The 22,805-nt window shown below is 72.3% G+C and carries 22 protein-coding genes; 13 read left to right on the top strand and 9 right to left on the bottom strand.

The genetic code is table 11. From position 1 onward, the window contains the following. Positions 1–145 precede the first annotated feature (145 nt). From HQQ88_RS17915 to HQQ88_RS17885, 7 genes are all read right to left on the bottom strand, one after another. Positions 146–1,528: an MFS transporter gene (locus HQQ88_RS17915; RefSeq protein ID WP_173170698.1), complete on the bottom strand. Its 1,383-nt coding sequence runs from the start codon at positions 1,526–1,528 to the stop codon at positions 146–148. Between the two features lie 212 nt (positions 1,529–1,740). Continuing rightward, positions 1,741–2,778 (bottom strand): NAD(P)-dependent alcohol dehydrogenase, encoded by a 1,038-nt coding sequence (locus HQQ88_RS17910; protein WP_123294705.1) that lies wholly within the window; start codon positions 2,776–2,778, stop codon positions 1,741–1,743. Next, positions 2,775–4,124: an ROK family transcriptional regulator gene (locus HQQ88_RS17905; RefSeq protein WP_173170696.1), complete on the bottom strand. Its 1,350-nt coding sequence runs from the start codon at positions 4,122–4,124 to the stop codon at positions 2,775–2,777. The genes HQQ88_RS17910 and HQQ88_RS17905 overlap by 4 nt, the downstream gene beginning before the upstream one ends. Before the next feature lie 154 nt (positions 4,125–4,278). Beyond that, on the bottom strand, positions 4,279–5,328 hold the full coding sequence (locus tag HQQ88_RS17900) for a sugar phosphate isomerase/epimerase family protein (protein ID WP_173170694.1): 1,050 nt from the start codon (positions 5,326–5,328) through the stop codon (positions 4,279–4,281). 52 nt (positions 5,329–5,380) lie between these two features. Continuing rightward, on the bottom strand, positions 5,381–6,481 hold the full coding sequence (locus HQQ88_RS17895) for a Gfo/Idh/MocA family protein (RefSeq protein WP_173170692.1): 1,101 nt from the start codon (positions 6,479–6,481) through the stop codon (positions 5,381–5,383). After that, positions 6,478–7,185: a ThuA domain-containing protein gene (locus HQQ88_RS17890; protein WP_173170690.1), complete on the bottom strand. Its 708-nt coding sequence runs from the start codon at positions 7,183–7,185 to the stop codon at positions 6,478–6,480. The genes HQQ88_RS17895 and HQQ88_RS17890 overlap by 4 nt, the downstream gene beginning before the upstream one ends. Beyond that, complete coding sequence (locus tag HQQ88_RS17885; RefSeq protein ID WP_243649839.1) at positions 7,182–8,378, bottom strand: Gfo/Idh/MocA family protein; 1,197 nt, start codon at positions 8,376–8,378, stop codon at positions 7,182–7,184. Before HQQ88_RS17885 ends, HQQ88_RS17890 begins: the two co-directional genes overlap by 4 nt. 97 nt (positions 8,379–8,475) lie before the next feature. Here HQQ88_RS17885 and xylA point away from each other — a divergent pair, with 97 nt between their 5' ends. The 4 genes from xylA to HQQ88_RS17865 are packed head-to-tail and all read left to right on the top strand — an operon-like array spanning position 8,476 to position 12,783. After that, positions 8,476–9,666, top strand: a complete 1,191-nt coding sequence (gene xylA / locus HQQ88_RS17880; protein ID WP_173170688.1) for a xylose isomerase — start codon at positions 8,476–8,478, stop codon at positions 9,664–9,666. A 12-nt stretch (positions 9,667–9,678) separates the two neighbouring features. Further along, positions 9,679–11,223 (top strand): FGGY family carbohydrate kinase, encoded by a 1,545-nt coding sequence (locus HQQ88_RS17875; protein ID WP_173170686.1) that lies wholly within the window; start codon positions 9,679–9,681, stop codon positions 11,221–11,223. 12 nt (positions 11,224–11,235) lie between these two features. Beyond that, entirely contained in the window at positions 11,236–12,240 is a 1,005-nt protein-coding gene (locus HQQ88_RS17870) for an acetylxylan esterase (RefSeq protein ID WP_173170684.1), read from the top strand. A gap of 27 nt (positions 12,241–12,267) precedes the next feature. Then, positions 12,268–12,783, top strand: a complete 516-nt coding sequence (locus HQQ88_RS17865; RefSeq protein ID WP_123939079.1) for a nucleoside kinase — start codon at positions 12,268–12,270, stop codon at positions 12,781–12,783. 34 nt (positions 12,784–12,817) lie between these two features. Here the strand turns inward: HQQ88_RS17865 and HQQ88_RS17860 are convergent, their stop codons facing one another. Further along, a complete protein-coding gene (locus tag HQQ88_RS17860) occupies positions 12,818–13,750 on the bottom strand; it encodes an aminoglycoside phosphotransferase family protein (RefSeq protein ID WP_173170683.1) in 933 nt (310 codons plus the stop codon). Between the two features lie 24 nt (positions 13,751–13,774). Then, on the bottom strand, positions 13,775–14,725 hold the full coding sequence (locus HQQ88_RS17855; protein WP_111084859.1) for a helix-turn-helix domain-containing protein: 951 nt from the start codon (positions 14,723–14,725) through the stop codon (positions 13,775–13,777). Positions 14,726–14,979: 254 nt separating this feature from the next. Between HQQ88_RS17855 and HQQ88_RS17850 the strand changes: the two genes are divergently transcribed. The 9 genes from HQQ88_RS17850 (at position 14,980) to HQQ88_RS17810 (ending at position 22,792) form a co-directional block, all read left to right on the top strand. After that, positions 14,980–15,201, top strand: a complete 222-nt coding sequence (locus HQQ88_RS17850) for a hypothetical protein (protein WP_173170681.1) — start codon at positions 14,980–14,982, stop codon at positions 15,199–15,201. Positions 15,202–15,282: 81 nt separating this feature from the next. Continuing rightward, complete coding sequence (locus HQQ88_RS17845; RefSeq protein WP_159573320.1) at positions 15,283–15,444, top strand: hypothetical protein; 162 nt, start codon at positions 15,283–15,285, stop codon at positions 15,442–15,444. 49 nt (positions 15,445–15,493) lie between these two features. After that, complete coding sequence (locus tag HQQ88_RS17840) at positions 15,494–16,090, top strand: TetR family transcriptional regulator (RefSeq protein WP_173170679.1); 597 nt, start codon at positions 15,494–15,496, stop codon at positions 16,088–16,090. A 56-nt stretch (positions 16,091–16,146) separates the two neighbouring features. Then, complete coding sequence (locus HQQ88_RS17835; protein ID WP_173170677.1) at positions 16,147–17,787, top strand: long-chain fatty acid--CoA ligase; 1,641 nt, start codon at positions 16,147–16,149, stop codon at positions 17,785–17,787. Positions 17,788–17,799: 12 nt separating this feature from the next. After that, entirely contained in the window at positions 17,800–18,819 is a 1,020-nt protein-coding gene (locus HQQ88_RS17830; protein ID WP_173170675.1) for a glycosyl hydrolase family 18 protein, read from the top strand. 148 nt (positions 18,820–18,967) lie between these two features. Beyond that, on the top strand, positions 18,968–19,819 hold the full coding sequence (locus HQQ88_RS17825) for an alpha/beta fold hydrolase (RefSeq protein WP_173170673.1): 852 nt from the start codon (positions 18,968–18,970) through the stop codon (positions 19,817–19,819). Then, a complete protein-coding gene (locus HQQ88_RS17820) occupies positions 19,812–20,420 on the top strand; it encodes a TetR/AcrR family transcriptional regulator (protein ID WP_173170671.1) in 609 nt (202 codons plus the stop codon). The genes HQQ88_RS17825 and HQQ88_RS17820 overlap by 8 nt, the downstream gene beginning before the upstream one ends. A 93-nt stretch (positions 20,421–20,513) precedes the next feature. Next, positions 20,514–22,235 (top strand): putative Ig domain-containing protein, encoded by a 1,722-nt coding sequence (locus tag HQQ88_RS20285; RefSeq protein ID WP_173170669.1) that lies wholly within the window; start codon positions 20,514–20,516, stop codon positions 22,233–22,235. Between the two features lie 65 nt (positions 22,236–22,300). Beyond that, positions 22,301–22,792 carry a VanZ family protein gene (locus HQQ88_RS17810; protein ID WP_173170667.1) on the top strand — a complete coding sequence of 164 codons (492 nt, stop codon included), beginning with the start codon at positions 22,301–22,303 and terminating at the stop codon, positions 22,790–22,792. Positions 22,793–22,805: the final 13 nt, after the last annotated feature.

Here is a 22,805-nt window from a genome sequence, read left to right as displayed (position 1 = left end):
CGGCCCTGTGCAGAACCGTGCGCACAACCGCACCGGTGACGTTCCTTCCCATCGACCTCGGGATGGAAAGCGGGATCGGGCGTACCTGGGCAGAACAAACGACCAGCTACGCCCGAAACGACCAGCTACACCCACACGCCGACACCTACGCGCGCACCACCCGCGGCTCGGCCTTCACGAACGCCATGAGCACCAGCCCCACGACGAGCACCACCACGATCCCGAGGATCCCGAAACGCGTCGAGCCGCCGACCGTCACCGCGACACCGAACAGTGCCGGCGCCAGGAACGACGCCGCCCGGCCGGTGGTGGCGTAGAGGCCGAAGAGCTCGCCCTCGCGGCCGGGGGTCGCCAGCCGCGCCAGGTACGCCCGCGACGACGACTGCACCGGTCCGACGAACAACGCCAGGGTCAGCCCCAGCACCCAGAACCACTCCGTCCGAGTACCGACCGCCAGGACGCCGAGCCCGCAGGCAGCGAGGCCGATCAGCGACACCATGATGAGCGCGCGCGAGCCGAAGCGGTCGTCGAGCCGTCCGGACACGAAGGTGGCGACGCCGGCGACGACGTTCGCGGCGATGGCGAACAGGATGACCTGCGAGGCGCTGAACCCGAACACCTGCGCCGCGATGATGCCGCCGAAGGTGAACACCGCGCCGACGCCGTCGCGGAACACCGCGCTGGCGACCAGGAACGCGAGCACGTTCCGCCGTTCGCGCCAGAGGCGGGCGATGTCGCGACCCAGGTCGCGGTAGGCACCGAGCACACCGCCGGTGTGCCGGTGGTCGGGCGCGGCCTCGGGCACGACGACGAAGAGCGGGATCGAGCTGACCGCGAGCCACACGGCGGCGATGCCGATGGCGACGCGGACGTCCCACTGCCCGGTCGCGACGGTGGCCGGCAGCTGCAGGAGTCCGCCGACGACGCCGTCGCCGCGGAAGTCCTGGATGCAGAGCACGAGCAGCAGCACGAGCAGCACGATGCCGCCGAAGTACCCGGCGGCCCACCCGATCGCGGACACCCGTCCGGTGCGCTCCCCCGACGCGACCTGCCCGATCATGGCGTTGTAGCCCACGCTCGCGATCTCGTACGCGACCGTGCCGATGCCGAGCAGCGCCGCCCCGAGCACGAGGTACGGCTGGCTCGGTGCGACGAAGACCATGCCGCCGATGGACAGCACGATGCCGATCGTGGCGATGAGCACGGACCGGCGGCGGTGCCCGGACGAGTCCGCCAGACGCCCGATCGCCGGGGCCACGAGCGCGACGACGATGCCGGCGATCGTCAGGGCCGTGGAGACCACCGCGGCGTTGTGGGCGAGTTCGCGTTCCACCAACGCCGTGCCCGCGGCGGACGTGTCCGCCACCTTCGCCGGGTCGACGAACGCCCGGCTGGCCAGGTACGTGCTGAACACGAACGTGGTGACGACGGCGTTGAACGCCGCGGACCCCCAGTCCCACAGCGCCCAGGACACGAGCGCGCGCCGGTCGGTGCGCTGCGGCACGACGGCGGCCGGTGAAGCGGTCATGCGCGAACCGTAGCGCGTCCCGGTGACGCACCGGTGGCCCCGTTCCGGGTCACGTAGCGGACGGGAGGCGCGTGGCGGCCTGGCCACGGGCCTCCCGTCCGCACCGTGCGCGCGCCGTCACCCCGTGCGAGCTTCCGCGCACCGTGTCCGGTCGTAACCCCGCACGTGGCACGCAACGCGGCACGGGGCGGCGAACCGCGCACCGTGCGCGCTCAGGCGGGCACGCCGCCGGGGTAGACGACCGACTTGAGGGACTCCGGGTCGGTGTCGCTCTCGAGTGCCTCGCGGACCTCGTCGAGGCCGAACCGACCCGTCACGAGCGAGTCGAGGTCGATCTGCCCGGAGGCGACCAGGCCGATCGCGACGGGCCACGTGCCGGTGTAGCGGAAGATCCCGGTGACCGTGACCTCGAGGTTCTGGATGTGCTCGACGGGCAGGGTCATCTCGGAGTTGCCGAGCCCGACGAGCACTGCGGCGCCCGCCGGTCCGACGGCCTTGATGCCGTCGGACACGGCTCGGGGAGCACCACTGGCGTCGATGAACGCGTCGACCGGGGCGATGTCCGAGGCGACGGACACCACGGTCGGGTCGACGACCTCGGTGGCGCCGTACTGCAACGCACGCTCCCGGCGCTCGGGGACCAGGTCACTGATGACGATCCGGGTGGCGCCGAAGGCCCGCGCCGCCTGGGCGCAGATGATCCCGATCGGACCGGCACCGGCGATGAGCACCGAGGAGCCGGGGACGATGCCGGCCTTGCGGACCGCGGCGATGCCGACGGACAACGGTTCGAGCAGGGCACCGGCCTCGAACGAGACGGAGTCGGGCAGGACGTGGGCGAACTCGGCCTCGATCGTGACGAACTCGGCGAAGGCGCCGTCGACCGGCGGGGTCGCGTAGAAGCGCATGTGCGGGCAGAGGTTGTAGCGGCCGGCCAGGCACTGCGCACAGCGGTGGCACGGGCGCTGCGGTTCGACGGCGACGCGCTCCCCCACACGGGCGGGGTCGACGCCCGCGCCGACGGCGGTGATCGTGCCGGACAGCTCGTGGCCGAGGACGAGGGGCTCCTCGACGACGAAGTCCCCGATGCGGCCGTGGCGGTAGTAGTGCACGTCGGAGCCGCACACCCCGACGGCGGCGACCCGGACGAGCACGTCGCCCGGCTCGACCTCGGGCACGGGGCGGTCCTCGACGGTCAGGTCCTGGGTCCCGAGCAGCACGCTGGTGCGCTGGCGCTGGATGGAGGTCATGGGGTTCTCGCTTCCTCGGCCGCGGCGTCGCGGTCGGACGTGGGGGTGGTGGAGTGATCCGGCGTGGGGGTGGTGGAGCGGTCGGACGTGTGTGTGGAGGTGGAGTCGGCTGGAGCTGGCCTCGGGACGAGCCGGGCTGCCGTCGGGTCTCGCAGCAGGTCGCGGAACCCGAGTTCGGCGGCGCCGCGGAGCAGCACGTCGGCACCGAGCGCCGCCGGAGCGATCCGCAGCCGTTCGGTCACGGCGGCCATCGACTGGGCGCGGACCTCGACCTCGATGCGGTCGCCGACGTGCTCGAGCAGCACCCCGAGGAACCCGCCGAGGACGACCACCTCGGGGTTGACGGTGTGGATCGCGTTGCGGAGTGCGGTCGCGAGAGCGGTGACCTGGCGGTCGACCACCCGCTCGACCTCGGGTCGGCGTTGCGCGAGCACCGCGGCGAGCGCGGACGGGTCGTCCGGGGCGACACCGGCCGCCGCGACGAGGGCGTCGCGCGAGGCCTCGGTCTCGAGGCACCCGACGGCCCCGCAGTGGCAGCGGACACCGTTCGCCGCGACGAACGTGTGGCCGAGCTCGCCGGCGTAGCCGTCCGCGCCGCTGAGGGGTCGGGCGGCGCTGATGACACCGCCGCCGATACCGCTCGCGCCGCCGTTGAGGTAGATCAGGTCGTCGACTCCGCGGCCGCTGCCGTACAGGCGCTCCGCCCAGGCACCGGAGTTCGCGTCGTTCGTCGCACGGACCGGCAGGCCGGTGCGCTCGGCGAGGGGACGGGCGATCGGTTCGTCGTGCCAGCCCAGGTGGGGCGCGGAGCGGACCACGCCGTCCTCGACCCGTACGGTCCCGGGCACGGCGACGCCGATGCCGGCGATCCGGGCGGGTGCGGCGTCCCCGGCGACCAGCTCGTCCAGGAGTCCGGCGATGGTCTCGACTGCCTGGGCAGCGGTCGGGGCCGAGCGACTCGACGCCACCGCACGGTCGCGCACGCTGCCGTCGAGCCCGACCAACGCGACGGTGACGGCGTCCACCTCGACCGTGACGGCGACGGCGACCACCTCAGCCACGGCGCGGACGACGGGACTCGGACGGCCGACGCCTGCGGTCGCGCCGCTCGTCGTGCCTCCCGTGCCGCCGGTCGCGCCTCCCGTTGCAGGGACGTCCTCGTGCACGAGTCCGCGCTCCACCAGTTCACCGACGAGCGTGAGCGTGGTCGACCGGTTGAGTCCGGTGCGTCGGGTGATCTCGGCGCGGGTGATGGGACCGTCCTCGTGCACCAGGCGGAGGACGCGCGCAGCGTTGCCGCGTGTCGGGGTCTGCGCGACGACGGGTGCCGCTGTCAGGCGAGCCATCGGGTCCTCTCGGTCGTGCTCCGTGTGTGCTGGCCCATCCTCGCGTGTTCGGTCCTTCCCAGAACGCCCGCGATGGGAAGCGGGATCGGGCACACCTGGTCGAAACGAACGACCAGGTACGCCCGGATCCGGCAGGTACGCCCGGAACCGCCGGTCACCGCGACTGCGAGAACGCGGCGTCGAACGAGGCCGACGGCGGCGCGATCGTGCCGAGCTGCCGCACGAACGCCAGCGCCTCGGGTCCTCCGACGAGTCGGTCCATGCCGGCGTCCTCCCACTCGACGCTGGTCGGGCCGGTGTACCCGATGTGGTTCAGCACGCGGAACACGCGCTCCCACGGCACGTCACCGTGTCCGGCGGTCACGAAGTCCCAGCCGCGGCGGGGGTCGCCCCACGGCAGGTGCGACCCGAGCCGGCCGTTGCGCCCGTCGAGCTGCTTCACCGACTCCTTGCAGTGCACGTGGTAGACCCGGTCGGCGAAGTCGAGCAGGAACGCGGCGGGGTCGAGGTCCTGCCAGACGAAGTGCGAGGGGTCGAAGTTGAACCCGAACGCCGGCCGGTCCGCGAAGAGCTCGAGCGTGCGCTTGGCGGTCCAGTAGTCGTAGGCGATCTCGGACGGGTGCACCTCGAGCGCGAAGCGGACCCCGACCTCCTCGAACACGTCGATGATCGGCGACCACCGGTCGTGGAAGTCCTGGTACCCGGCGTCGATCATGCTCGGCGGGACCGGCGGGAAGCCCGCGACGGTCTTCCAGATCGACGAACCGGAGAACCCGGTGACGGTGTCGACCCCGAGTGCCGCTGCGGCGCGTGCGGTCCACTGCAGTTCCTCGGCGGCACGCTGTCGGACACCTTCGGCCTCGCCGTCGCCCCAGACGTGCGGCGGCAGGATGTCCTCGTGCCGCTGGTCGATGGGGTCATCGCACACGGCCTGGCCGACCAGGTGGTTCGCGATGGTCCAGACCTGCAGCCCGTTGCGTTCCAGGATCGCCTGCCGCTCGGCGACGTACGCCGGGTCCGTCGCGGCGCGCCGGAAGTCCAGGTGGTCGCCCCAGCAGGCGATCTCGAGTCCGTCGTACCCCCAGTCGCCGGCGAGCCGGGCGACCTCTTCGAAGGGCAGGTCGGCCCACTGTCCGGTGAACAGCGTGACCGGCCGGGAGGCCCGGGTCGGCTCCGCCTGGTCGCTCGCGTCCGTCGTCGTCATCGTCGTCGTCCTTCCGTGCGGTGGTCGGGGTCCGTGCTGTGTTCGAGGGCTGTCACCACGACCCGGGGTCGGACCCCGCGGGGACGGTGGCGGGGCGGTCGACGCGCGAGCGCACGTCGACGACCGTGTGGTCGCGGGCCGCGGCCGAGACGGCCTCCATGACCTCGAGCACGTGGAACGCGAGGTCGCCCGAGGCCCGGTGCGGACGGTCCGTGGTGATCGCGTGCGCCAGGTCGGCGAGCCCGTAGCCGCGTCCGGCGTCGGCGTACCCGGCGGAGACCGGCAGCTCGCGCCACTCGCGGTCGTCCGCCGTCGCGATCGACACCGGGTCCGAGAACCGGTTCGGGTCCGGCACACCGAGGGTGCCGGCCGTGCCGTACACCTCGAAGAGCGGTGCGCGGGTCGCCCACACCTCGAACGAGACCGTGACGGTCGAGACGACGCCGTTCTCGTGCTCGAGGATCGCGACCACGTGGGTGTCGATGTCGACCGGGATCGACGTGCCGGCGTTCGGTCCGGTCGCGATGGTCCGCTCGCGGGTGGAGCGGGTGGCACTGCCGCTCACCCGGACGACCGGTCCGAAGAACGTGACGAGGCTGGTCAGGTAGTAGGGGCCCATGTCGAGCAGCGGGCCGCCACCGGGCTGGTAGTAGAACGCGGGTGCCGGGTGCCAGAGTTCGTGGCCGGGGGCGCTCCAGGCGACGGCGGCTCCGACCGGGGTGCCGATCAGGCCGTCGTCGAGGGCGGCCCGCGCGGTCTGGATGCCGGTGCCGAGCACGGTGTCCGGGGCGCTGCCGACCCGCAGGCCCGCGGCTCGGGCGGCCTCGAGCACCGGTTCGGCCTCGGCCGTGGACATCGCCAGGGGCTTCTCGCCGTAGACGTGCTTGCCCGCGGCGAGCGCCCGGGTCGCGACGTCGGCGTGGGCGGCGGGGATCGTGAGGTTAAGCACCACGTCGACGTCGTCGGCCGCGAGCAGCTCGTCGACGCTCGTGCCGCGCACGCCCTGCGCGGCACCGACCGCCTGCGCCCGGTCGACGTCGAGGTCGGCGACCGCGACGAGCGACAGTCCGGGCAGGGACGGGAAGTGTTCGAAGTACTGCTGGCTGATCACGCCGACGCCCACCACCCCGACGCGGAGGACGGGTTCGTTCACCGTGCTGCCCACAGGAGGCCCCTCTCGATGATGGTGCGGAGTGGCTGCGACTCGACGACCTCGAGGTGGTGCCCGGGCGCGGAGACGAACACGCGGCCCTCGCCCCACTGCCGTGTCCAGATCGCCGGTGCGGTGACCGGACGGTTCCAGGCGTCGAAGTCGCGCGCTTCCTGCGTGGTGGTCGCGAGGACGTCGTTGTACTCGTCGGACAGCACCCAGTACTGCTCGGTGACGAGGTCGAAGTCCTCGATGCCCTGCGTGATCGGGTGCGATCGTCCGAGGTCGGTGAGGTGCACCGTGTACGGGATGTAGTTGTCGGACTGCTCCCCGACGCGCTCGTCGGGGTGCTTGCCGGCGTGGTGGGCGAACTGGCCGCCGACCATGTGCAGGTAGTCGGCGGTGTTCCGGAAGGCGTCCGCGATCCCGCCGTGCCAGCCGGCCAGTCCGGCGCCGTTCAGCACCGCGCGCTGCAGCCCGGCGAACTCGTCGTCGGCGATGGTCGACATGGTGACGACCTGCACGATCAGGTCGGCCTCGGCCATGACGGACTCGTCGGCGTAGACGGCCGTCGAGTCCGACACCCGGACCGCGAACCCGTTGTCACGCAGGAACGGGACGAACAGGTCGGTGGTCTCGACGGGCTGGTGGCCGTCCCAGCCCCCGCGGACGACGAGCGCCTGGCGTGTGCCGTCGGCGGCGGTCACGCGGTCACCGTCCAGCTGCTGCCGTCGGCGGCACTGCGTTCGACGGCGTCGAGCACCCGCTGCACGTGCAGGCCGTCCTCGAACGAGGGCGACGGGTCGGTGCCGGCCACGATCGCCTCGACGAAGTCCTTCACCTGGTGGCTGAAGGTGTGCTCGTACCCGATGAGGTGTCCGGTCGGCCACCACGCCGCCATGTAGGGGTGCTCGGGTTCGGTGACCAGGATGCGGCGGAAGCCCTGCTCTCCCGCGGGTGCCGACGACTCGTACAACCGCAGTTCGTTCATGGACTCGAGGTCGAACTGGATCGCACCCTCGGACCCGCTGATCTCGAGCGTCAGGCCGTTCTTCCGGCCGGTGGCGTAGCGCGTGGCCTCGAACGTGCCGATCGCGCCGTCGGCCGCACCGCCGCCGAGTCGGGCGGTGAAGAACGCGGCATCGTCGACGGTGACCTGCCCGCGCTCGCTCGACGCCGTGCCGGAGAGTCCGACGCCGTCGGCGAGCAGGGGGCGCTCGGTCACGAAGGTCTCGAGCAGACCCGACACCCGGGTGAGCTCGGCGCCGGTGACGTGCTCGACGAGGTCGATCGCGTGCGCGCCGATGTCTCCGAGCGCCCCCGAACCGGCGAGCTCCTTGTCGAGGCGCCAGGTCATCGGGCCGTCCTCGTCGGCGAGCCAGTCCTGCAGGTAGAGCGCGCGGACCTGGCGCACGGTGCCGATCCGGCCGTCCTGCACGAGCTGTCGGGCGAAGGCGATGGCCGGCACCCGGCGGTAGCTGAACCCGACCATGGCGCGGACCCCGTGCGCCCGGGCGGCTGCGGCAGCGGCGGTCATCGCCTCGGCCTGTTCGACGGTGTTGGCAAGCGGCTTCTCGCACAGGACGTGCTTGCCGGCCTCGAGCGCGGCGATCGCGATCTCGACGTGCGACGATCCGGGCGACACGATGTCGACGACGTCGATGTCCGGGTCGGCCACGACGGCGCGCCAGTCGGTCGACGCAGCCTGCCATCCGTACTGCACGCGAGCGGCCTCGGTGCGTTCCGGGTCGCGCCCGACGATGACCGCCATCTCGGGCTCGACCCCGAGGTCGAAGAACCTGGGGGCGGTCCGCCACGCCTGTGAGTGTGCGGCTCCCATGAAGCCGTGCCCCACCATGGCGATCCGCAGTCGTTGCTGCGCCGTCGAAACACTTGCCATCCGCTCGCTCCTTTGCGATCACGTCCTTGCCACAGCCAACACTACCGCTTATGTTGGGCGCGGCAACATTTTGTTTCGACGACGAACGGTGACCACCATGGCAACGACGCCCACCCGTGCAGACAAGTTCTCCTTCGGTCTCTGGACCATCGGCTACAACGGCTCCGACCCCTTCGGCGGGCCGACCCGTCCGGCCCTCGACGTGGTCGAGGCGGTCGAGAAGCTCGACGAGCTCGGCGCCTACGGCCTGACCTTCCACGACGACGACCTGTTCGCGTTCGGCTCGACCGACGCCGAGCGGCAGACGAAGATCGACCGCCTCAAGGGTGCGCTCGACTCCACCGGCCTCATCGTGCCGATGGTGACGACGAACCTGTTCTCCGCACCCGTGTTCAAGGACGGCGGCTTCACCTCGAACGACCGGCAGGTCCGCCGCTTCGCACTCCGCAAGGTCCTGCGCAACATCGACCTCGCCGCCGAGCTCGGTGCGTCGACGTTCGTGATGTGGGGCGGCCGCGAAGGCTCCGAGTACGACAGCGCGAAGGACGTGCAGGCCGCACTCGAGCGCTACCGCGAGGCCGTCAACCTGCTCGCCGACTACGTCACCGACAAGGGCTACGGCATCCGCTTCGCCATCGAGCCGAAGCCGAACGAGCCCCGCGGCGACATCCTGCTGCCGACCCTCGGCCACGCGATCGCCTTCACCGAGACCCTCGAGCGCCCCGAGCTGTTCGGCATCAACCCCGAGGTCGGCCACGAGCAGATGGCGGGCCTGAACTTCACGGCCGGCATCGCCCAGGCGCTCTACCAGGGCAAGCTCTTCCACATCGACCTCAACGGTCAGCGCGGCATCAAGTACGACCAGGACCTGGTGTTCGGCCACGGCGACCTGCAGAACGCGTTCTCGCTCGTCGACCTGCTCGAACACGGTTCGCCGCAGGGCGGCCAGGCCTACGACGGCCCGCGCCACTTCGACTACAAGCCGAGCCGCACCGAGGACATCACGGGCGTCTGGGACTCGGCGGCCGCGAACATGCGCATGTACCTGCTCCTCAAGGAGCGCGCGCAGGCCTTCCGCGCCGACCCCGAGGTGCAGGCCGCGCTCGAGGCCTCGAAGGTCGGGGAGCTCAGCACGCCGACCCTGAACGACGGCGAGTCCTACGACGCCTTCCTGTCCGACCGCTCGGCCTACGAGGACTTCGACGCCGACGCGTACTTCGGCGGCAAGGGCTTCGGCTTCGTCCGGTTGCAGCAGCTCGCCATCGAGCACCTGCTCGGCGCGCGCTGACAGGCTGCGGGGATGACACAGCTCGTCGCCGGCGTCGACTCGTCGACCCAGTCCTGCAAGGTCACGATCCGCGACGCGGCGACGGGTGCCGTCGTCCGTGAGGGACGTGCCGCCCACCCGGACGGCACGTCCGTCGATCCCCGCCGCTGGTGGGACGCCCTCGGCACCGCGGTCGCGGACGCCGGCGGGCTCACCGACGTCGGCGCCGTCGCGATCGCCGGGCAGCAGCACGGCATGGTCGCGCTCGACGCCGACGGTCACGTGGTCCGCGACGCCCTGCTCTGGAACGACGTGCGCAGTGCGGATGCGGCCGCGCAGATGGTCGAGGAGATCGGACGGGAGGCCTGGGTCGCCCGGACGGGACTGGTCCCGGTGGCATCGTTCACGGGTACCAAGCTGCGGTGGCTCCGCGACGCCGAGCCGGACAACGCCGGCCGCGTCGCAGCCGTCGCGCTCCCCCACGACTGGTTGTCGTGGCGGCTGCGCGGGTACGGCCCGGCCGACGAGAGTCCGCTCGGCCCCGACCTCGACGCACTCGCCACCGACGCCTCGGACGCCAGCGGCACCGCCTACTGGGACCCGGTGCGCCGGGAGTACGACCCGGAGCTGTTCGAACTCGCGCTCGGTCGCCCGATGCGCGTCGCCGGCGGTGTCGATTCCCCCGCCCGGAACCAGGTTCCGGACACCGAACCACGCGATTCCGCGGTGCTGCGTCCGGAACCTGGTTCCGCCGACACGTCCGCGGTCGTCGTACCGCGCGTGGTCGCCCACGACGAGGCGATGGGGACGCTCGACGTCGACGTGGCACTGCCGAACGGCGCGGTCGCACCGTCCGGACTGGTCGTGGCCGCCGGACTCGGCGACAACGCCGGTGCGGCGCTCGGACTCGGACTCGCTCCCGGGGACATCGCGGTGTCCCTGGGGACCAGCGGGACCGTCTTCGGCGTCACCGCGACCGAGGTCCTGGACCCGAGCGGGACCGTGGCGGGCTTCGCCGACGGGACCGGGTCGCGCCTCCCGATCGTCACGACGCTCAACGCAGCCCGCGTGCTCGAGGTGATCGGCGGCCTGCTCGGCGTGGACCACGACGCGCTCGGCGAGCTGGCGCTGCAGGCGCCGGCCGGGGCCGACGGCCTCGTGCTGGTGCCGTACTTCGTCGGCGAGCGCACGCCCAACCGGCCGGACGCGACCGCGTCACTGCTCGGGATGACCCCGGGCACGACCGACCGACCGCACCTCGCGCGCGCCGCGGTGGAGGGCATGCTCTGTGCCCTGGCCGACGGGCTCGCCGCGGTCGAGGGGACCGGCGTGACCGTGTCGCGACTGCTGCTCATCGGCGGGGCCGCGCGGAACGAGGCCGTCCGGACCGTCGCGGCGCAGGTGTTCGGGCGCGACGTGCTCATCCCGGAACCCGGCGAGTACGTGGCGTCCGGGGCCGCGCGTCAGGCAGCCTGGGCGTTGACCGGCGCGCTGCCGTCGTGGGACATCGCGACGACGACCGTGCCGGCGGACCCGCACCCCGAGGTGCTGGAGCAGTACCGCGCCGCGGCGCGCTGACCGAGGAGACCCATGGCACGCACCGACCTCCCGCTCGACGAACTCCGTCGACACCGATCCGAGGTCCGGCGACCGGCCGACTTCGACGCGTTCTGGGCGGACACGATCACCGCGGCCCGGGCAGCCGGAGCGGGGACGGCTCCCGCCCTCGCTCCGGCCGACACCCCCGTGACCGGACTCGTCGTCGAGGACCTGACGTTCCCGGGGTTCGCCGGCGATCCGGTGCGCGCCTGGGTCTCGCGACCGCTGGCCGGTCGTGACACGGCGCTGCCCGTCGTGGTCGAGTTCCTCGGCTACGGCGGCGGCCGCGGGCGCCCCGGCGAACGCGTGCACTGGGCCCTCGCCGGGTACGTGCACGTCGTCATGGACACCCGTGGCCAGGGCAGCGGGTGGGCCGGCGGCGACACCCCCGACCCGCACGGCTCCGGACCGCACGCGAGCGGGTGGATGACGAGCGGCATCGGCTCCCCCGCGGACCACTACTACCGCCGGGTGTACACCGACGCCGTCCGCCTGGTGGATGCCGTGCGGACGCTGCCCGGTGTCGACCCGTCACGCATCGCCCTGACCGGCGGCAGCCAGGGCGGGGGCATCGCCATCGCCGCAGCTGCCCTGGTCGAGGCCCACGTCGGACCGATCACCGCGGTGCTGCCCGACGTCGCGTTCCTGTGCGACTGGGAGGGCGGCACCGACATCGCCGTCGGGGGCCCGTACCTGGAGCTCGCGACCTACCTGTCCGTGCACCGCGACGCAGCCGACACGGTGTGGGACACCGCGGCGTACTTCGACGGGGTGAACCACGCCGCCGGCATCACCGCCCCGGCGCTGTTCTCCGTGGCCCTGATGGACGACGTCGTGCCGCCGCGCACGACCTTCGCCGCCTTCAACGCACTCGGGGCGGACGACACGTACGCGCTGGCCGACCGTCAGATCGAGGTCTACCCGTACAACGGGCACGAGGGTGGCGGCTTCCGGCACTGGGAACGGCAGGTGGCGTTCCTGCGCGCACGGGCGTGACGGCGACGGCCGCGTAGCGTGCCACGCATGGGCGTCAGGAACCACCTCGTGGAGGGCGTCTCCGGCACCGGGAAGACGGCCGTCTGCCTCGAGTTGCGCCGGCGCGGCTTCCCGGCGGTGAACGGAGACCGCGAACTCGCGTACCAGGGAGATCCGCGCACCGGCGCCGCCGTCGACGGTCTGTCCGGCCTCGACGTGCACGCCCACCACCTCTGGAACGCCGAGCTGGTCCGGGAGCGGGCGGCGGACCGCTCGGAACCGGTGACCTTCTTCTGTGGCGGATCCCGGAACGTCGGGGCGTTCCTCGACCTGTTCGACGAGGTCTTCGTCCTGACCGTCGACGCAGCGACGCTCGACGACCGACTCGACGCGCGCGCCGGCGACGAGTGGGCGGGGCGGGGCCGCACGGCCGAGCGGGCCCTGGTCCGTCAGCTCCACGCGTCCGGTGCGGACACGCCTCCCGGCACGCCGATCGACGCGACCCGGCCGCTGTCGGCGGTCGTCGACGAGATCCTGCGGCGGTGCGGCCTGCTCGGGGCGTGACCGACGCCCCCGGGCCGCCGCGTTCGCTCGCCGCTCACTCCCCCGAAGCGCGCTCGATCCGATCGAAACGCTCGACGCGCTCGAGACCGACCCGGCACCGGTCGACGTACTCGGCGTACAGGTCCGGTCGCTGCTCCCGCGCCCACCGGGTCACGTCGACGAGGTGCAGCGCGGTGAGCGACGCCAGGGTCGCGTGGTCAGCCGGGCTGGCCAGCCCTGCGGCGGCGGTGAACTCGTCGTACTCGGCCCGCGAGATCGTCTCGTCGACGAACGCCCACTCGAACACCCGACGAGCGTCGGTCCACGGTGACGGACCGGTCTCGGCAGCACCCCAGTCGATGAGCACGGGCGCACGACCCGGTCCCCGTGCGATCAGGTTCCGCGGTGCCAGGTCACCGTGTGCGAGTCCGAACGCGAAGTGCTCCGCGGCCAGCCGCTCGAAGTGCCTCCGGAGCGCGCCGGCCGAGGTGTAGGCGCCGTCCCGGCGGAGTGGATCGTCCGCGATGAGCGCTGCGCTGTTGTAGGCCAGGTGCGCCGACCACGCCCGAGCCAGGTCGGTGCCGAAGCGGGTGAACAGCGACGCCGGCGCCTCGCCCAGGTCGATCGAGGCGACGGTGCGGGCGGATGACCCGAGCCACGTCCAGGGGTGATCGATCGGCCGCGGGTCGGGTTCGACGTACTCGGACACGATGAAGGGGACGCCGTCCTGGATGCCGTGGTCGAGGGGCCGAGGGACCTCGATGCCCGCTGCGGCAGCCGCTCGCGCGGCCCACGCCTCGACGGGGAACTCGTCCGAGCGCAGGGCGTCGACGGGGAACCGCACGACGACGTCGGCACCGACCGCTCGCCGCACCCGGTACGTGTGGTTCACGGATCCGCCCAGCAGCCGTTCGGCCTGGTCGTCCGAGCTCCCGACGGCACGAAGGACCGCGTCCAGTCGGTGGCGGTGGGTGTCGTCGTCGAGCACGCACCCATCATGGCCGTCGGGGTGTCACGCCCGCCGCATCGTGTCCCGGGGGTACTCGCCGTGGCGCTCGAGGTAGGCGGCCGAGAACCGACCAGCGTGGGCGAACCCCCACTGCCGGGCGACGTCGGCGATGCTCGTCCCCGCCGGGTCGGCGTGCACGAGCTCGTCGCGCACCCGGTCGAGACGGACCCCGCGCAGGTAGCCGTTCGGGCTCACCCCGAGCTGCCGCTGGAACGCCTGCTGCAGGGCACGCAGGCTCAGGGAGGCCACCTCGGCCAGGTCGGTGCTCGTGATCGGCAGGTGGGCGTGCTCGTGCACGTACTCGACGGCCCGGCGGATGTGCGCGTTGCGCGGGAGCAGCAGTTCGTCCGGCAGCGTGGCCGAGACGACCGGGTACAGCTCGAGCAGCGCCAGCGCCCCCAGCCGGCCCATCTCCGCCTGCAGCAGCGGTGAGACCTGCCGGTCGAGCACCGTGTGCGAGATGAGCTTGACGGTGTTCCGCCACATCGTCACGGCCCGGTCGTCGGGTTGCACGGTGTGGTCGAGCTGCACGCCGCCCGACGCCGCGCCGCGCTCGCCGGCGACCTCCTCGAGCGATGCCCGGTTGATCTGCACGAGACGCTGGTCGTAGTCCTGGTACGTGAACGCGGCGCCGTCCTGCGGCCACAGCTGCGGCCGGCCCACGGCGCTCACGAGGCGGTCGTCACCCTCGCCGATGAAGCCGGTACCCCGGGTGATCCACTGCACGACGAAGTCGTCCGACGGCGTCATGACGCCGTCGAGGTGCCCGTCGAACCGGATCGCGCGCAGCGTCATCGTCGAGTCGCCGACCGCCGAGTACCGGAAGGTGAAGGGCTGCGCGGTCGTCTCGGCGCGCCACTCGGAGGCGTCGTACGCCCCGACCAGGAAGTCGCGTGCTTCGTCGACGTCGGCGGACCGGACGTCGTCCTGCACGCGAGCTCGTTCGTCTGTCATCGGTTCACCGAGAGCAGTGTGACCGAACGGACACGCGTCGTCCGTGTCGCTGTCCGAGAAGCGCTACCGACGATCGTCGTCGCGTGGACCGGATGCTCCTGGCGACGGGACGATGTCCGGATTTCGACCGCCGGGCCGCTCCCGACATCCGCGATCCGTCGAGTCATCGGTCCTGGCGCGCACCGACGACCCCGCTGCTCGTACGGTCGTGTCATCCAGCGGCAACGGGCCGCTCAGGAGAACACGAGGACGACATGACCGCCGTGACCGCAACTCCGGTCCACCCGATCAGCGCACCCAAGCAGGCATTCGAAGCGACGTCGGCGTCCGGCCGACGCAACCGCCACCGCGGCAGCTTCAGCGAACTGCGGGACGCCCAGCGACAGCGCACGCTGCAGATCGCCGCGGTGAGCACCGGCATCGTCTCGGTGAGCGTCCTCGCGTCCGCCGCCGCCGTGCTCGGACTCTCCGCGTGATCCGCGAGGGATCCACGTTCGAGGACGTCCGCACCCAGGCCATCGACATGACCGCACTCTTCGCAGAACAGGAACGCCACGATGCTTGACCAGAGCACGCTCGAGCAGCTGCGCAGCAACCCGGTCGAGTGGCGCCGACGGGGCTTGACCCCGCCCGCCGACCTCGACGAGATCGTGCAGGCCCGTCTCAGTGCGCACATGGGTCACGCCGACCCGTCCTACGCGGACTTCTTCGCATCCTGAGCTCTCGACCGCCGTCCGAACCGATCGATAGGGTGATCCACACTTCCCCATGACGCTCCTCACACTCACGCCCCCGGCCGTCGAGACGACCGCGCAGCGCACCGCATCCAAGGCCGCCGACGACCTCTTCACGGCACACGGCGTGATCCCGGTGCGCTTCGAGGACGTCGCCGCGCGCGCGGGCATGAGCGTGGACGAGCTGACGGCGGCCTACCCGTCCAAGCAGGCGCTCGTGGTGGCGGTCCTGCGACGCTGGCACGGCGCGTGGCGTCGAGCCCTGGACCACATCGCCACCACCTCAGCGGATCCCCGCGACGAGATCCTCGGCATCTTCAACTACCTCGAGGAGTGCTTCGCGGACGAGGGGTGGCGCGGCTGCGCGTTCATCAACGGACACGCCGAGCTCGGACGGCAGGACCCGGAGATCGCCGCGCTCGCAGCCGAGCACTTCCGCGACGTCGAGAGCCACCTCACGTTGCTGTGCACCCGTGCGGACATGCCGGCGCACATCGCCGAGACCCTGTCGCTGCTGGTCGAGGGAGCCCGGGTGGAGTCAGCCGTGCAGGGCTCGGCGAAGCCCGCCCGGAGCGCGCGGCTCGGTGCTGCCATGATCATGTCGGTGTTCGAGGAGCGCACGACGTTCTGACCGGCGGCCGGACGTATGATCCGGGGAACCACTCGTCACCGAAGACGGAGACCGGAATGACGCGCACCGAGCCCACCACCGCCGCTCACCACGGCACCCCCAGACCGACCCGAGCCACCGCCTCGGTCGCCGCGATCCTGGCCGAGTCCGCCGCGCGGTACCCGGACGACGTCGCCGTGATCGTCGGCGACCACCGCACCACCTACGCCGAGCTGTGGTCCGAGACCCTCGCCTACGCCGGAGCGCTCCGGGCCCGCGGGGTCACCGAGGGATCGCGCGTGGCGATGCTCGTGCCGAACGTCGCGGACTTCGCCCGCGTCTACTACGCCACCCTCGCACTCGGCGCCGTCGTCGTCCCGGTCCACGCGCTGCTCAAGCGGCGCGAGATCGAGTACCTGCTGCAGGACAGCGGCGCCATGCTGCTCGTCTGCGCCGCTCCGCTGCTCGCCGAGGGCGCGGCCGGTGCCGAGCTCGCCGGCGTCGACGTCATCACGGTCCTCGCGCCGGCCGACCGCGACGGCCACGACGGCCACGACGGCCACGACGGCCCGGACCGCCTCGAGGCCCTGGCCGCGGCAGCCGAACCCCTCGACACCTACGTCCCCCGCGACCCCTTCGACACCGCGACGATCCTGTACACGAGCGGGACCACCGGCAAGCCGAAGGGTGCAGAGGGCTCGCACTTCGCCCTGCTCGAACAGGTCAACACGAACCTGATGAGCACCTTCGACATGCACCGCGGCGACGTCCTGCTCGGGGCACTCCCGCTGTTCCACACGTTCGGTCAGACCTGCACGATGAACACCGGGTTCCGCGCCGGCGCCACCATCGTGATGCTCCCGAAGTTCGACGGCGACGCAGCACTGTCGGCGATGGTCGAGCACGGCTGCGAGATCTTCATGGGGGTGCCGACGATGTACATGGCACTGCTCGACGCCGCGACCCGCAACGACGCCCGCCCGGACCTCCGCTACGCGATCTCGGGCGGGGCGTCGTTGCCGTTGGCCGTCCTCGAGCGGTTCCAGTCCGTGTTCGACGCGCCGATCCACGAGGGCTACGGCCTGACCGAGACGTCGCCCGTGGCCACCTTCAACCACGTCGGCCGCGCGCCCCGACCGGGAACGATCGGGACGCCGGTGTGGGGTGTCGACGTCGAGATCGCTGACCCGGCCACGCCCGACGCGATCGTGCTGCTGCCGCACGGCGAGATCGGCGAGCTCGTCATCCGCGGGCACAACCTGATGAACGGGTACCTGGACCGGCCGGAGGACACCGACGCGGCGATCGTCGACGGGTGGTTCCGCACCGGCGACCTCGGCACGAAGGACGACGACGGGTTCCTGACGATCGTCGACCGCACGAAGGACATGATCATCCGCAACGGCTACAACGTGTACCCGCGGCAGGTCGAAGAGGTGCTGGCGACGCACCCGGACGTCACCATGGCGGCGGTCTTCGGCGTCCCGCACGAGCTGCACGGCCAGGAGATCGAGGCCGCCGTGGTGCTCCGTGCCGGTGCGACCGTCAGCCCCGACGAGCTCGTCCACTTCGTGTCCGACGAGATCGCGGCGTACAAGTTCCCGCGGGTCGTGCACGTGGTCGACGCCCTGCCCCTCGGACCGAGCGGCAAGGTCCTGAAGCGGACGCTGGTCGAGCAGTTCAGCACACCGGTCGACGCGGCGACTGCTCGGGCCTGACACACTCGGAGCGTGATCACCCGGCCGCGTTCCGTCCTCCTCGCCGCTGTCCTGACCGCGGGCCTCGTCCTGACCGGCTGCACGGGCCCCGCGAACGCCGAGTCCGGCACCCCCGACTGGTTCGACGTCACGGGCTTCCAACCAGAGGGGGCGGACCCCGCGCTGATCGACGGCAACGCATCGGCGATGGACGTCGTCGGCGTCGACGGGCTGCTGCTGAGCCGGACCGGCACGCGCGTCAGCACCCCCTCCCTCGAGGCGAGGACACAACGCAACCGGGCGCACGCCAGCGGGCTCGAGGCGCAGCTGCTCGTCAGCAACTACGCCGACGGCGACTTCAGCGAGCCGATCGCCCGGAGGATGCTCCGGTCCCCCGCCAACCGGTCCCACGTCGTCCGCACGCTCGCGACCGACGTGCGATCCGGCGGGTGGGACTCGGTCATGATCGACCTCGAGGCGTTGACCGCGGCCGACACGGCGGGGTTGACGGCCTTCGCGCGGGAGCTCCGTGCGGCGGTCGGCGACGACGTCCGGCTCGACATCGCCCTGTCGGCGTCGACGACCGCGGCCGGGTACGCGCGCATGGGGTACGACGTCCGGGCACTCCGCGCTCCGCTGGACCACCTCACACTGATGGCCTACGACCAGCACGGCCCGTGGGAGCCGGACGCACCGGGGCCGGTCGGGTCGTTGCCCTGGGCGTCGAAGTCCGCCAGGGCGCTCGCCACCCTCGCGCCCGCCGACCAGATCGTGCTCGGCGTCGCCGGGTACGGCTACCACTGGAAGGGGCCGCGACCGGCGGGGCAGCTGTCCGACGACCAGGCCCGTCGTCGCGTCCGGAAGGCCGGCGTCACCCCGACCTGGAACGCGACAGCGGGCGAGTGGACGGCGACCCTGCCCAGCGGCGAGGTGCTCTGGTGGTCCGATGCGCGGTCGCTGCGCGAGCGCGTGGCCCTCGCCGAGCGGCTCGGCCTGACCGGGGTCGCCGTCTGGTCCCTGGACCTGTCGGACGCGCTGGACACGGTGCACTGACGGCGACCGACGAGCGGACGGGAGGCCCGGTGCGGGCCCGCCACGGGCCTCCCGTCCGCCGCCGCACGACGCAAGTGCCGTGGCGGGCTTGACAGCATCGGCTAATGGTCTTAGCTTTTAGCTAACACACTTAGCCATGGAGGCAGTCATGCTCGAACACCTGCGCACCGACGAAGGCACCATCGCGTACGACGTCAGCGGCGACGGACCGCTCGTCGTCCTCGCACACGGCATGGGCGACAGCCGGCACGCGTACCGGTTCCTGGTCCCCGAGCTCGTCGCCGCCGGCTACCGGGTGGCGAACGTCGACATCCGCGGGTGCGGCGACTCGAGCACGGGATGGGCGTCGTACCAGCGCGCCGACATCGCTCGCGACCTGGTCGCCGTCGTCCGGCACCTCGGCGGCCCCGCGGTCATCGTCGGGCAGTCGATCAGCGGCGGGGCGGCCACCATCGCCGCCGCCGATGCCCCCGACGTCGTCACCGGCATCGTCGAGCTGGCGCCGTTCACACGGAAGCAGTCGTTCGACCTCGGCGGCCTGCTCCGGAACCGCCGCCACCGCGCCGGCACCTTCCAGCTCGCCAAGGTGATGACGACGGGGAGCCTGACCGGCTGGCTGGCCTACCTGGACCTCGCCGTGCCGACGAAGCCGACCGACTGGACCGAGGAACTGGGCCGCATCGAGTCGACGCTGCGGCAGCCGGAGCGGATGGCGGTGCTGCGCGCGATGACCAAGACCTCGCCCGCCGACGCCGGTGCACGGCTGGCGGACGTGCGGTGCCCCGTCCTGGTGATCGAGGGCAGCGCCGACCCCGACTGGGCCGTCCCGCGGGCCGAGGGCGAGCGGATCCTGGCCGATCTGCCCGACGGGCTCGGGGAGCTGGCCGTCATCGACGGTGCCGGCCACTACCCGCACACCGAGGCCCCGACCGAGGTCCTCGCGCTCGTGCTCCCCTTCCTCGGCCGCACGCTCGCGCCGGTCGGTGGCCACCGTGGCTAGGGCAGGACTCGACCCCGCCGCCGTCACGACCGCCGCGGCGGGGCTGGCCGACGAGATCGGACTCGCACGGCTGAGCATGAGCGTCGTCGCCGAACGGCTCGGCGTGAAGTCGCCGTCGCTGTACAAGCACGTCGACGGACTCACCGACCTGACCCGCCGGATCGCGATCCTCGCCGCGAACGAACTCGGCGACGACCTGCGCGACGCGATGCAGGGGCTCGCCGGGCGCGATGCCGTCGAGGCGGCCGCGCAGACCGTCCGCCGGTACGTGCAGCGCCACCCCGGTCGGTACGAGGCGACGGTCGGGATCCGTCCCACCGGGCCGGACGACCCGTTGGCCGTCGCCCTGGAGCGCACCCTCGCCTCGTTCGCAGCGGCGCTGCGCGGCTACGGGCTCGACCCCGCCGACGAGGTGCACGCGCTCCGCCTGCTGCGCAGTGTCCTGCACGGCTTCGCGACGATCGAGACGTCCGGTGGGTTCCAGATGCGCACCGACGTCGACGCGAGCTTCGAGTGGATCATCGCGTTCCTCGACCGGGGGTTCCGCGCGACGACCGCCGCCCCCAGTCATGGTCACGATCCGGACACCACGTCGGTCTGAAGCGGTCCCAGGCCCTACGATCCGAGGACGCCTGAGCTTTCTCGGCTGATCCACACGATCCGGCACCCGACCGGACACGATCCAGGGGGACCCGTGCGCCACAGCGCCTCCACCGTCCGACGCGCCTGCGCCGTCGGCACCACCGCAGCCCTCGTCGCGCTGACCACGGGCCTCGGCCTCGTGACCGCGACGGCCGCCCACGCCGAGCCGGCGACCGACCCGGCGGCGTCGACCGCGACGTCCGCTCCCGCGGCGGCCGACGCCCCGGCGCAGGCCGCTTCACCGACGGCGGGTCCATCCGAGCCGGCCGCTGCGGAGCCGTCCGCCCCGACGTCCGCGACGCCGTCACCCGATGCCGCGCCGACGACCACCGAGCCGTCGAGTGACGCCTCGACGCCCACGGCGTCCGAACCGGACCCAACAGCCACCGCCGATCCCTCCGCCGCAGTGCCGACCGCCACGCCGTCACCGACCTCGGCGCCGACCGCGCAGCAGGCCGTCGACCCAGCCGTCACCATCACCGGCGACACGGAGGTCGGCGCCGTGCTCACCGCCGTCCCCGTCGGCTTCGACGAGGACGGGGCGTTCCGGTACGTCTGGACCCAGGCCGGTTCCGCCACGGTGCTGGCGACGAGCGGCTCGTACACGATCGATGCGGCGCAGGCCGGGGAACGGGTGTCGGTCCAGGTCACCGGTGCCCTGCCCGACGGATCGACGGCGACCGTGACGGCGACCTCGGCCCCCGTCACGCAGGACCCGGTGTTCGTCGACGCCGCGGACACGCCGATCGCCGAAGGGGCAGACGCCGGGGACCCGCTCGCCCTCGAGACGACCGCTGGCGACCCGTTCTCGTACACCTTCCGAGCGCAGGGCTCCCCCGCCCCGACGTACGCGCTCGCCTGGTACGACGGCGACGACGACGGCGACGTCGCCATGACGAAGTCACAGGCAGCGGCGCTCTCCGCGGGCACCTCCGGCGGCTCCGGTGACTCCGGCTGGACGATCGGGTTCGGGTTCCAACCGGACGACACGGACGAGGAGTTCGGTCCGGACATCCAGCTGCCCGACGGCATCACCTTCGACGCCGCCACCGGTGAGCTGAGCGGCACCGCCAAGACGGCGTCCTGGTACCAGTTCGCGATCACGGCCACGAGCGGTACCGAGTCGGTCACGCAGTACGTCGAGCTGACCGTCGACCCGGCCGCCGCGTACGGCGTCCAGGTCTTCACCCTCGACGCGGAGTCGATCGACGCGCCGAAGAAGACGATGTGGATCATCGGCACAGACGGCACCGTCCTGACCGTGAAGCTCACGATCGACGAGGACGGCTCCTTCGGGGGTCTCGACGTCGTGGACGGTGGACGTCCGACCGTCGCGCAGGGCGGAACACTCGTCGTCTCCGGCAACCTGGTCGACCGCTTCGGGAACCCGATCGACCCCGCCGACGCGGACGGCGACCCCGTCTGGACGCCGATCGTCACCTCGGACGTCGCCAGTGACGTGATCGCGCCGTACACCGAGTTCGACGCCGAGAGCGCTGTCGGCGTCACCTTCCCGCACGCCTCGACGCACACCCTGACCGTCGGCGGCGAGGGGCTGCAGAGCACCTCGTTCCCGGTCGACGTGCACCCCACCGTGCCGACGGTGTCGACCGAACCGACGGTCACCGTCGGGGGGACGACCCCGACCACGGGGCAGCTCGCCTACACCGGTTCGGACGCCACCGGCGCCCTGCCGTGGGCGGTCGGCCTCGTCCTGGTCGGCGCCGGCCTGATCGGCGCACGCGCAGTGCGCCGTCGTCGCGCCGCGCTCTGATCCGACACCCCTGAGGGACGGGATGCCCGGTGCCAGCCGGCACCGGGCCTCCCGTCCGGAGATCCATGCTCTCGACCCTGCTCATCGAAGTACCGTGGCTCGCGTTCGGCGTGCTGATCGCGGTCATCGTCGTCGCGCCCGTCGTGGGCGTCTGGCTGGCGCGCCTGCCGCGGCTCACCGCCGTGCTGTTCGGCCTCGCCGTGGTCGTGACGCTCGCGCTCACCCTGTCCCCCGACGGCGCTCCCCGGTCCGACGTCACCTGCAACGTCGGACTGCCGTACCTGGTGCCGACCGCGGTCGAGTCGACGGCCAACGTGCTGTTGTTCGTGCCGGTCGCGTTCCTGGCCGGGGTGCGGTGGCGGCGCCCGGTCCTCGCGGCCGTCGGCGCCAGCGCGTTCTCCGTCCTCATCGAGATCGTCCAGGCGGTCGTCCCCGTGATCGGTCGGGCGTGCGACACGAGCGACTGGATCACGAACACCATCGGCGCCGTGGTCGGTGGGGCACTCGCCGCCGTCGTCGCGCTGCGGGCACGTCGGCGCGTGGCGCAGGTCAGCTGACCCGGGCGAGGGC

The sequence above is a fragment of the Curtobacterium sp. VKM Ac-2861 genome (assembly GCF_013204965.1).
Classification (GTDB): domain Bacteria; phylum Actinomycetota; class Actinomycetes; order Actinomycetales; family Microbacteriaceae; genus Curtobacterium.
This window is presented reverse-complemented; position numbering and strand designations above follow the sequence as displayed.

Coding starts and splice junctions, on each gene's coding strand:
- HQQ88_RS17915 (WP_173170698.1), bottom strand. CDS start 1,528: ATGACCGCTTCACCGGCCGCCGTCGTGCCGCAGCGCACCGACCGGCGC.
- HQQ88_RS17910 (WP_123294705.1), bottom strand. CDS start 2,778: ATGACCTCCATCCAGCGCCAGCGCACCAGCGTGCTGCTCGGGACCCAG.
- HQQ88_RS17905 (WP_173170696.1), bottom strand. CDS start 4,124: ATGGCTCGCCTGACAGCGGCACCCGTCGTCGCGCAGACCCCGACACGC.
- HQQ88_RS17900 (WP_173170694.1), bottom strand. CDS start 5,328: ATGACGACGACGGACGCGAGCGACCAGGCGGAGCCGACCCGGGCCTCC.
- HQQ88_RS17885 (WP_243649839.1), bottom strand. CDS start 8,378: ATGGCAAGTGTTTCGACGGCGCAGCAACGACTGCGGATCGCCATGGTG.
- xylA (WP_173170688.1), top strand. CDS start 8,476: ATGGCAACGACGCCCACCCGTGCAGACAAGTTCTCCTTCGGTCTCTGG.
- HQQ88_RS17875 (WP_173170686.1), top strand. CDS start 9,679: ATGACACAGCTCGTCGCCGGCGTCGACTCGTCGACCCAGTCCTGCAAG.
- HQQ88_RS17870 (WP_173170684.1), top strand. CDS start 11,236: ATGGCACGCACCGACCTCCCGCTCGACGAACTCCGTCGACACCGATCC.
- HQQ88_RS17865 (WP_123939079.1), top strand. CDS start 12,268: ATGGGCGTCAGGAACCACCTCGTGGAGGGCGTCTCCGGCACCGGGAAG.
- HQQ88_RS17855 (WP_111084859.1), bottom strand. CDS start 14,725: ATGACAGACGAACGAGCTCGCGTGCAGGACGACGTCCGGTCCGCCGAC.
- HQQ88_RS17850 (WP_173170681.1), top strand. CDS start 14,980: ATGACCGCCGTGACCGCAACTCCGGTCCACCCGATCAGCGCACCCAAG.
- HQQ88_RS17845 (WP_159573320.1), top strand. CDS start 15,283: ATGCTTGACCAGAGCACGCTCGAGCAGCTGCGCAGCAACCCGGTCGAG.
- HQQ88_RS17840 (WP_173170679.1), top strand. CDS start 15,494: ATGACGCTCCTCACACTCACGCCCCCGGCCGTCGAGACGACCGCGCAG.
- HQQ88_RS17835 (WP_173170677.1), top strand. CDS start 16,147: ATGACGCGCACCGAGCCCACCACCGCCGCTCACCACGGCACCCCCAGA.
- HQQ88_RS17825 (WP_173170673.1), top strand. CDS start 18,968: ATGCTCGAACACCTGCGCACCGACGAAGGCACCATCGCGTACGACGTC.
- HQQ88_RS17810 (WP_173170667.1), top strand. CDS start 22,301: ATGCTCTCGACCCTGCTCATCGAAGTACCGTGGCTCGCGTTCGGCGTG.